Genomic DNA, 8,938 nt, shown 5'->3' with positions numbered 1-8,938 from the left:
TTTATATCATACTGCCAACTATTTCTAAAAGAGGCCAAGGAACTTTTTCTTTTTCACCCGCTGTGGTTCGTCGCGGAACACGGCTTGGCCGCGAACGAGCAGCTCGGCGTTCTCTTGGAAGTAGTACACCATGTCTGTCCCGTATTCTTTCCGGATCACCTCGTACGCCTCGCGGAGGCGAAACGGCCGCGTTTTCGTGTTGTGGGCGTCCGAGGCGATGAAATGGGCCAAGTTCGCCTCCATCAGCTGAAACGAGAACGCCTTGATTTTCTTGCCGAAATGGCCTGTAACGCTCGATGCCGTCAGCTGGGCCAAGGCACCGCGTTTGACGAGCTGGTACAGCCGCTCTGGATATTCGATGATTTCAACGTTTCGCTCCGGATGGGCGATGATCGGGATAAACCCTTTTACTTGCGCATCAAAGAGGAGCTGCTCCGCATACTTCGGCACGTGATCGGGCGGAAATTCGATCAAGACGTATGGCGTATCGGCAAGCGTCATCACCTCGCCGCGGGCCAGGCCGTCAAGCAAGTCGCCGTGGATGCGCACTTCTTGGCCTGGAAGCACGTTCAAGGTAATGCCGCGCCGTTTCAATTCGTCGTTCAACTCAGCCGCCAAGGAAAGGACGGCTGGTCTTGGGTTTTCATACGTCCCATTTTGATGATGGGGAGTGGCGATGATCGTCGTGATTCCTTCCTTGGCTGCAGCCTGCGCCATGACGATGGCGTTCTCCATCGCCGCCGCTCCGTCGTCAACGCCAGGCAAAATATGGCTGTGAATGTCGATCATCGTCCACTCCTCCTTTTTTCACTCTATTAAACATCTATTATGGTAACATAGGAAAAACAGGCTATCAATGGGTGAGGTTTGTCGAACATTGTCGAAATGGAAGGCAAATTCCACTGATTAGGGGGCAAGCTGGAACGCCCGCCAATGCGGCTGTCAGTTGTCTTCTTTTCGAAAACGGTCTATAATCGAAATGGTATGCACGAAAATTTCTGAATGGAAAAGGAAGAGTGCCCATGAGAGCAGAACGTCGAAAAAAGAAGAAAACATGGCTCCGCTGGGTGACGGGATTGCTCGTCGTGTTATTCGCTGGAGCAGGAATATTCGCCTATTCCATTTATCATCATGTGAAACAGACGGCGAACCAAATGCACGAGAACGTCAACTGGAAGTCGGAGAAGCGGAAAGAAAACGTTTCGTTTGAACGGAAGACGCCGATTTCCATTTTGTTGATCGGCGTTGATGAACGCAAAGGGGATCGCGGGCGCGCGGATACGCTGATTGTGATGACGGTGAATCCGAACAAGCAGTCGATTGACATGGTGAGCGTGCCGCGCGATACGAGAACGGAGATTATCGGAAAAGGGACGAAAGATAAAATCAACCACTCGTACGCCTTTGGCGGCGTGGAGATGACAATGGCGACGGTCGAGCATTTCTTGGACATCCCGATTGACTATTACATTAAAGTCAACATGGAAAGCTTCCGCGACATTGTCGATGCCGTCGGCGGAGTGACGGTGAACAACCCGTTCGCGTTTACGTATGAAGGAACGCACTTCCCGAAAGGCGAGATTACGTTGAACGGGGACGAAGCGCTGAAATACTCCCGCATGCGGAAAGAGGACCCGCGCGGCGATTTCGGGCGCCAGGACCGGCAAAAGCAGATCATTCAAGCGATTATTGAGAAAGGCGCCAGCTTCTCGTCGCTTGCCAATTACAGCGATGTGCTCGCAGCGATCGGGAAAAACGTGAAAACGAACTTGACGTTTGAGGAAATGAAAGAAATTCAGGCGAATTACAAAGACGCCCGCAAGCACATTAAGCAGCTGCATATTACGGGACAAGGGACGAAAATCAATGGCATTTATTACTTGATCGTGCCAGAGAGCGAACGGCTGGCGATTTCGAATGAGTTGAAAGAGCATCTGGAGCTGAAAGCGACGGCGGCGAAGTAAATGCGACGCGCACCTTAAGAGGTGCGCGTTTTCATTGGGCGATGAAGCGCTTGGCGAGCGCATCGGCCCACACGTTGGCGCCTTCTGCGGTCGGCAAGTCGGTTTGCGGGTCGACGTAGCGGTTCAGTTCCTCGCTGTTTGCATCCGGCCAGGCGGGCCAATGGTTGATATAAGGATAACCGTTCTCTTTCGCGAACGCTTCAAGCTGCTCGACTTGCCGCGGATAGTAGGTCGCGTTGTAAATCGGGTTCGGCGGCTGCAAGATCACGACCGCATTCGGGGCCGCCGATTTGAGTTGGTCGATGATCGATTGGATGTGGGCAAGCGTGTCGTCGATCGTCACGACGCCGTTGTCGTTTAACAAAAACGGTTCAAGCAAGACAAGATCCGGCTTGTCCTTGACCCAGTCGGCGGCGATGCGCTGTCGGTCGGCGTCGGCGGTCGTCAAGCCCTCGTATTCGTGGACGGTGATGTGAAACACGCCTTTTCCGTAGGCGTCATCGAGCGCTTGTTTCAATAATTCAGGCCAGCCGCCGTTCTCTGGCGTTGATTCGGAGCCGGCGATGACGAGGCGGATTGGGCGATTCTCCTCCACCGCCCGCTTGATGGCAGCTTGCGCGGCCGCTGGCAGCTGCCTAGCGCGGGCGAGGATCACTTTCGTTTGGCTCGTCTCCGTTTCCTGCTTGGCGGATGTTTCGACTTTCGCCCGCGCCGCTTGCACGGTGGCTTCGATTTTTCGCTCCCAGTACAAGTGACCGGTTATGATGAAGGCAAGGCAGGCGGCGGTGAACAACAAGATCAAGATGAAGTTTCTCAACGGCTCTCCCCCTTTTCTCTATCAGAACGGCTTCCCGCGATCGGGAAGCCGTTTTTGGTTACTTGTATTGATAGTAATAATAATACCCGCCGTCGCGGTGCTTCCGCTTGTTCAAGACAACGCCGAGCAGTTTGGCGTTGGACGCTTCGAGCAGCTCCTTCGCCTTGACGGCCGCCTCGATTTCCGTGCCGCCGCTTTCGATGACCAAGACGGTGCCGTCGCATTGATTGGCTAAAATTTGCGCGTCTGTCACGGCCAAGACAGGCGGGGTGTCGAAGACGACAAGGTCAAACGTCTCATACAGCTGTTCGAGGCATTGCGCCATCGCTTTCGAGCTGAGGAGCTCGGCGGGGTTGGGAGGAATCGGGCCCGACGTCAAAACCGACAAGTGATCGATTTCGGTCGCTTGGCACGTCGGCAACAGCGGCGCCGAGCCCGTCAAAACGTTCGTTAATCCCATGTAGTTGTTTAACCGGAAGGTGTAATGGACCGTCGGTTTGCGCAAATCAGCATCAACAAGTAGCGTCTTTTTCCCTTGCTGGGCGAAGACGACCGCCAAGTTCGCCGCCGTGGTCGATTTTCCCTCGCCAGGTCCGGTTGACGTGACAATTAGGGAGCGGAGCAGCGCATCAATGAATGAAAATTGGATATTCGTTCGAATCGTTCGGTATTGCTCCGCGATGGGCGATTTTGGATCTTCCGCTGTAATTAAATTTCGCCCCAATCGTTTTAGTTGTTGACGATTGCTACGAGCCAATGGTTTCACCTCTTGTTTGTGGAATGGCGGTTTCGCGTTTCGCTTTTTGCCCGCCTTCCGCCGTGATCAAACTGACCGCACCGAGCACCGGCAGGCCGAGATGTTTTTCGACGTCTTCTTCCGTTTTGATCGTGTTGTCCAAATATTCAAGCAGGAACGCAAGCCCTACACCCGTCATCAAGCCGACAACAAAGGCGATGGCCATGTTCAGCAAAGGCTTCGGTTTGACCGGGGCTTGATGATCCTTCACTTCCGCTTTGGACAGAATCGTTACGTTGTCGATGTTCATGATTTTGACGATTTCGTTTTTGAACACTTCTGCCGTTTTGTTGGCGATCTTGGCCGCCAAGGCGGGATCGGGATCTTGGACGGTGACCGAGAACACTTGCGAGTCTTTTTCGCTTGAGACTTGAATCTGTTCGTTCAGCTCGTCGATCGTCCGGTCAAGGCGGAGCTCGTCTTTCACTTTTTCCAAAATGGTCGGGCTTTTGATGATGACGCTGTACGTGTTGATGAGCTGCACGTTCGTTTGGATTTCATTGAAGTTGTAGAGCTGCTGCTCCGATTTCGCTTGGTTGACGAGAATTTGTGTCGATGCCTGATAAATCGGCGTCAATACAAAATAGCTGACCGCACCGCTTACAACGGTAGCAAGCGCGGTGATCAGGACGATGAGCCAAAGCCGTTTGCGCAATGTTTCGAACAGCTCACGCAGGCTGATGGTTTCTTCCATCCGTGTTCCCCCTCTCTTGTTTGCCTCCGTCTTGCTTGACGTTCGCTGAATGTACGCCCCTTCTGATGTAGAATGGGTGGGCTGTGCGGGTGTTTTCCCCGCAAGGACATCGCGGTGTTCGACCTCTGTCCCGATCTTTCGAACATGAATCGACATTCCCATTATAGCGAATAGAAAGGGACATCGCTAGCCGAAATGAGTACTAATTTTGGCCAAATGAAAAGGCCGCCCGACAGGCAGCCTTTGTTTGCGCTATTCATCTTTATTGTCTTTGTCGTTCGCATCCCGCGGGTCTTCAATCGGGTCTTCGCGGTCCGGAACCGTATCGCGCTCATCGTCGCCCGGTCCGTTGTTCGTATCGTCTCCCGGCGGGAGTTGATTGTTTTGGTTGTCGTTCAAATCGGTATCGCGGTTGTCCGGGATGCCGTCATTGTCTTTGTCGTTGTCGACGTTATCGTTTTGGTTGATGTCATCAGCCGGGTTCATGTCTCGGTCGTTGACATCGTTTTGGTTGTTTGGCGGCGGCGGATTGTTGTTGTCGCGGTTCATATTGCATCCAGCCGCTAAAAAGAGGGCGACAAGAGCGCTGAACAGCCGGATCAGCAACGCTTTTTTCTTCATCCTATCTGCTCCTTTCTATTGGTTGTGATGACCTTATGTAAGACCGGTCCTTGTTTATCTTTCCCAGAAAGAAACGTTTCATTCGTTCGCTATATAGCGCAGCCGACAAAAAAACGCGCTCCCCGAAGGAACGCGTTTTGTTCAGTCAGCTCGTTTGTCGCCAAGAGCGAACATCAACTCCGTTTCGCAGACAAGCTCGCCGTCGACGGTGGCGATGCCTTTGCCTTTGCCGATGGCGCCGCGGACGCGGAGAATTTCGACTTCCAAGCGGAGCTGGTCGCCCGGTTTGACTTGCTTTTTAAAGCGGCAGTTGTCGATGCCGGCGAAAAAGGCGAGGCGGCCCCGGTTTTCCTCGCTCTGCAGGAGGACGACGGCGCCGACTTGGGCGAGCGCTTCGACGATCAACACGCCAGGCATGACCGGGTATTCGGGGAAGTGGCCGGCGAAATAGGCTTCGTTGGCGCTGACGTTTTTGATGCCGACGGCGCGTTTGCCTTCTTCGATTTCCAGAATGCGGTCAACAAGCAAAAACGGATAGCGGTGCGGGATGATGGACTGGATTTGCTGGATGTCAAGCATGGAAACACTCCTTTTCGTTATCATCAAAACGGCGTTGCCGCGACAGCCTCTTATGCCCCTTTTTCGACAAAGTCGAGGATGTGCTGCCACGTCGACGGGCGGAACACGTCAAGCCACGCCCCGTCGCCGATGGCGCTGTAGCCGACGACCGCTCCCGCCGCAAGGCAGATGGCCATAAGAACGGTGACGATCACAAGCCGAAGCCAGATCGGGATGAGCCGGGTGCGGACGAACCGGCGCGGCACGGCCGCCTCCCCTTCCGGCGGAAGGGCTTTGGCTTCCGGTTCGGCGGGGGCCGGCGGGCTCTTTCTTACTCGGCCTTTCCGCCTTGCCATCCGGGAAGACGGCGAGCTCATAGGTTCTTGATGCCTCTCGTCACTCATCGCGATCCTCCTTATGAGGAGCGCATGCCGTTGATCAGCCCGAGCATTTGTTCCGAGATGGAAATGGCGCGGGCGTTCAGCTGATACGCTCGGCTTGTCGCCATTAGGCCGACCATTTCCTCGCCAAGGTCGACGTTCGACTGTTCCAAGACGCCTTGCTTGACGCCGATTTGGCCGCGCAAGTTGCCGTTCAGTTCTTCGGCCGCGCCTGGGACGTTGGGAAGCGCATAGACATTGCCGCCGCGGGCTTCCAGAAGCTGCGGACGGCGGATCATGGTGACGCCCAAATTGACGCGGGCGACAACGCGGCCGTCGGTATTGGTTGCCGTCAACGTCCCAGTCGGGGACATCTGTACGTCATGCGCATCGGCGGGAAGCACAATCGGCGCGTTCCTTTCATCAAGCACAAACAGGCCGTCGCTTGTCGTCAAAGCAAGCTGGCCGTTCATGGGCGCAAGCGAAAAGTTGCCGGCGCGGGTGTAGCCGATCGTTTCCGCACCGTTTTGATCGGCCAGACGGACGCGGAACCATTGGTTTTCGTCCGTCAAGGCAAAATCCAGGCGGCGGCCGGTTTCCACCAGCGCACCTTGCTTGGTGATGAGCATCGTCGAAGCGAGACGCGCCCCGTTGCCGTAGCGCACGCCCTCTGGCGTTTGCCGGGGCGCTTCGTCGTTCGGCAGGCGGTCGATTTGTTGGGTCAAGAGCTCGGCAAAGCTCGCTTCGCGCCGTTTAAAGCCGACGGTGTTGCTGTTGGCGATGTTATGGCTGATTGTATCGAGCCGCTGTTGCAAGGCATTCATCGTGTTGGCGGCGGTGAGCATCGAACGGAGCACGGGCTTGTCCCCCTTTCATCATTTCAGGCGGCCGACTTCATTGACGGCCTTGTCCAAGCTGCGGTCGTACGCTTGGACGATTTTTTGGTTTGCTTCAAATGCGCGGTAGGCAGCGAGCAAATCGGTCATCGTCCGCTCAATGTCGACGTTCGACCGCTCGAGAAAACGCTGTTTCACCGTATACGTCACATTGCCGGGCGCCTGCGGCAACGGCCCTGTCGTGCTGCGGAATAAGCCGTTTCCTTCCTTGACCAACGTTTGCGGATTGGCGGCGAATGCAACGCCGAGACGGGTGGCCGTCCCATTCTCATCGATGATCGTTCCATCGTCGCGGACGGCAAACCGCTCGCTTGAGAGCGGAATGCGCTCGCCATTGGCATCAAGCACATACCAGCCCTCTTGCGTCGTCAAGTAGCCGTCCGGGCTCAAGGTGAAATGACCGTTTCTTGTGTAGCGGACCTCCCCTTGACCGTTGGCGACGGCAAAAAACAGCGCGCCTCGCTGGCCGCTCGCCCGGTCGACGGGGACTTGTCCGTCCACAAGGGCGATATCGGTCGCCAAGCCGGTTTCTTTCACATCCCCTTGGCGGAAGTTCGGGATGAGTTCTTGCATATAGACGCCCGTAACGAGCGGCCCAATGACGGTTTGCGTCGGGATGGCGCGCCTTGAGGCGGTCGGGATCGGTTGATCCTCGAGGCGGCTCATCAACAGTTCCGGAAACGCTCTCATCGCGGCCGCATCGGCTTTGTATCCCGGCGTTTCGGCGTTCGCCAAATTGTTCGTCAACCAATCCACGCGCCGCTCTTGCGCCAACATGCCGCTCGCGGCGGTGTACAACCCTCTCAACATGACCAGCACCTCGCTTGTCCGATCGATCAGAAAAAGCCGCGGCCGCTCTTTGGGCAGCGGCGGATGGGGTGTTCCCTATGGTCAAGCGGGCGGCGCGTTGCCCTGCCGCTCCGCTCCTTTCCATTCCATCTTTCATTATAAGCGGGCAAGGGCAGCCGCGGCATCCCCCGCCATTCCTTTTTTGCCCGCCTCGCTTGTCCCGGCGGCGGTTGTATCCATTTTGATCAAGCCATGAGAAAAACGTCCTTCCAAAGCGGTCTGCGCCTGAATGACGCAAAAGGTTGACTCTATAAGGTTGATCCAGATGAACCATCTCTTGGCCAAAGGGCATGACGGCTTTTTAAATCAATTGCGATTTTGGCGCCCGATCGATGTTTTCCAGCATAATCCCGGTGCCAAGGGCGACGCAGTCCATCGGATTTTCGGCGATGAACACCGGCAGCTTCAGCTCTTCGGCAAGCAACTGATCGATGCCATGCAAGAGGGCGCCGCCGCCCGTTAAGATGACGCCTCGGTCGATGATGTCGGCCGATAGTTCCGGCGGCGTGCGCTCGAGCACGCTTTTCGCGGCTTGTACAATCAAGGACACCGGCTCGCGAAGCGCCCGTTCGATCTCCTCCGATCGAACGGTGATCGTGCGCGGCAGTCCGGTGACGAGATCGCGGCCGCGGACGTCGATTTCTTCGGACCGTGCGCCTGGGAATACCGTTGCGACCTTAATCTTGATTTCCTCGGCCGTTCGCTCCCCAATGAGCAGCTTATATTCGCGCTTGATGTAGTTTAAAATCTCCATATCAAACTTGTCCCCGGCCATTTTAATGGAAGAGGCGGTGACAATGTCCCCCATCGAGAGAACCGCCACGTCGGTCGTGCCACCGCCAATATCAACGACCATGTTTCCGCACGGCTGAAAAATGTCCATTCCGGCGCCAATGGCTGCGACTTTCGGCTCTTCCTCCAAGTACACTTTTTTGCCGCCGCTTTTTTCTGCTGCCTCTTTGATCGCTTTCCGTTCGACCGATGTCGTGTTCGTCGGGCAACAAATCAAAATGCGCGGTTTGGCGAAAAAGCCTTTTAGGTCGAGCTTGCTTAAGAAATGCCTCAGCATCGCTTCCGTAATGTCAAAGTCGGCAATGACGCCGTCTTTGAGCGGCCGAATGGCAACAATATTCCCAGGAGTACGTCCGACCATTCGTCGTGCTTCTTCGCCCACTGCCAGCACTTTGTTCGTGTGTTTATCGATCGCCACGACGGACGGCTCATTGAGCACGATGCCTTTGCCTTTGACGAAAATGAGGACGTTCGCCGTGCCTAGGTCAATGCCGATATCTCGTGAGAACATACATGCTCCTCCTTGCCTCTGCCCTAAAATCATTCCTAATTGTTTATTCTACCATATTTG

Annotated in this window: 11 protein-coding genes; 1 reads left to right on the top strand and 10 read right to left on the bottom strand. The window is 55.3% G+C overall.

Features of this window, described 5'->3' with window-relative positions; all coding sequences use genetic code 11:
- Positions 1 to 24: 24 nt before the first annotated feature.
- Complete coding sequence (locus tag GZ1_RS12700) at positions 25 to 789, bottom strand: tyrosine-protein phosphatase (protein WP_060788601.1); 765 nt, start codon at positions 787 to 789, stop codon at positions 25 to 27.
- A 233-nt stretch (positions 790 to 1,022) separates the two neighbouring features.
- Here GZ1_RS12700 and tagU point away from each other — a divergent pair, with 233 nt between their 5' ends.
- Positions 1,023 to 1,964 (top strand): polyisoprenyl-teichoic acid--peptidoglycan teichoic acid transferase TagU, encoded by a 942-nt coding sequence (gene tagU / locus GZ1_RS12695; protein WP_060788600.1) that lies wholly within the window; start codon positions 1,023 to 1,025, stop codon positions 1,962 to 1,964.
- Between the two features lie 31 nt (positions 1,965 to 1,995).
- On the opposite strand, the gene GZ1_RS12690 is transcribed toward tagU, so the two are convergent.
- The 9 genes from GZ1_RS12690 to GZ1_RS12650 form a co-directional block, all read right to left on the bottom strand.
- Positions 1,996 to 2,781 (bottom strand): SGNH/GDSL hydrolase family protein, encoded by a 786-nt coding sequence (locus tag GZ1_RS12690; protein WP_060788599.1) that lies wholly within the window; start codon positions 2,779 to 2,781, stop codon positions 1,996 to 1,998.
- Positions 2,782 to 2,839: 58 nt separating this feature from the next.
- Complete coding sequence (locus tag GZ1_RS12685) at positions 2,840 to 3,547, bottom strand: CpsD/CapB family tyrosine-protein kinase (RefSeq protein ID WP_083509303.1); 708 nt, start codon at positions 3,545 to 3,547, stop codon at positions 2,840 to 2,842.
- Entirely contained in the window at positions 3,528 to 4,271 is a 744-nt protein-coding gene (locus GZ1_RS12680) for a YveK family protein (RefSeq protein ID WP_060788597.1), read from the bottom strand. The genes GZ1_RS12685 and GZ1_RS12680 overlap by 20 nt, the downstream gene beginning before the upstream one ends.
- Positions 4,272 to 4,523: 252 nt before the next feature.
- Complete coding sequence (locus GZ1_RS12675; protein WP_033011795.1) at positions 4,524 to 4,892, bottom strand: hypothetical protein; 369 nt, start codon at positions 4,890 to 4,892, stop codon at positions 4,524 to 4,526.
- Between the two features lie 141 nt (positions 4,893 to 5,033).
- Positions 5,034 to 5,471 (bottom strand): 3-hydroxyacyl-ACP dehydratase FabZ, encoded by a 438-nt coding sequence (gene fabZ, locus GZ1_RS12670; protein WP_060788596.1) that lies wholly within the window; start codon positions 5,469 to 5,471, stop codon positions 5,034 to 5,036.
- A 50-nt stretch (positions 5,472 to 5,521) separates the two neighbouring features.
- Complete coding sequence (locus GZ1_RS12665; protein WP_060788595.1) at positions 5,522 to 5,854, bottom strand: DNA-directed RNA polymerase subunit beta; 333 nt, start codon at positions 5,852 to 5,854, stop codon at positions 5,522 to 5,524.
- Between the two features lie 11 nt (positions 5,855 to 5,865).
- Positions 5,866 to 6,687: a flagellar hook-basal body protein gene (locus GZ1_RS12660; RefSeq protein ID WP_060788594.1), complete on the bottom strand. Its 822-nt coding sequence runs from the start codon at positions 6,685 to 6,687 to the stop codon at positions 5,866 to 5,868.
- 18 nt (positions 6,688 to 6,705) lie between these two features.
- Positions 6,706 to 7,536 carry a flagellar hook-basal body protein gene (locus tag GZ1_RS12655; protein ID WP_011232799.1) on the bottom strand — a complete coding sequence of 277 codons (831 nt, stop codon included), beginning with the start codon at positions 7,534 to 7,536 and terminating at the stop codon, positions 6,706 to 6,708.
- A 340-nt stretch (positions 7,537 to 7,876) separates the two neighbouring features.
- Positions 7,877 to 8,878, bottom strand: a complete 1,002-nt coding sequence (locus GZ1_RS12650) for a rod shape-determining protein (protein WP_060788593.1) — start codon at positions 8,876 to 8,878, stop codon at positions 7,877 to 7,879.
- Between the last annotated feature and the right edge of the window lie 60 nt (positions 8,879 to 8,938).

It is taken from the genome of Geobacillus zalihae NBRC 101842, from assembly GCF_001544135.1.
Taxonomy (GTDB): domain Bacteria; phylum Bacillota; class Bacilli; order Bacillales; family Anoxybacillaceae; genus Geobacillus; species Geobacillus zalihae.
Note: the sequence above shows the minus strand (reverse complement) of the source record. Positions and strands in the feature narration are given on the sequence as shown.

Excerpts from the sequence above, each read along its gene's own strand:
- GZ1_RS12680 (WP_060788597.1), bottom strand. The coding sequence starts at position 4,271 with ATGGAAGAAACCATCAGCCTGCGTGAGCTGTTCGAAACATTGCGCAAA.
- tagU (WP_060788600.1), top strand. The coding sequence starts at position 1,023 with ATGAGAGCAGAACGTCGAAAAAAGAAGAAAACATGGCTCCGCTGGGTG.
- GZ1_RS12650 (WP_060788593.1), bottom strand. The coding sequence starts at position 8,878 with ATGTTCTCACGAGATATCGGCATTGACCTAGGCACGGCGAACGTCCTC.
- GZ1_RS12700 (WP_060788601.1), bottom strand. The coding sequence starts at position 789 with ATGATCGACATTCACAGCCATATTTTGCCTGGCGTTGACGACGGAGCG.
- GZ1_RS12655 (WP_011232799.1), bottom strand. The coding sequence starts at position 7,536 with ATGTTGAGAGGGTTGTACACCGCCGCGAGCGGCATGTTGGCGCAAGAG.
- fabZ (WP_060788596.1), bottom strand. The coding sequence starts at position 5,471 with ATGCTTGACATCCAGCAAATCCAGTCCATCATCCCGCACCGCTATCCG.
- GZ1_RS12675 (WP_033011795.1), bottom strand. The coding sequence starts at position 4,892 with ATGAAGAAAAAAGCGTTGCTGATCCGGCTGTTCAGCGCTCTTGTCGCC.
- GZ1_RS12665 (WP_060788595.1), bottom strand. The coding sequence starts at position 5,854 with ATGAGTGACGAGAGGCATCAAGAACCTATGAGCTCGCCGTCTTCCCGG.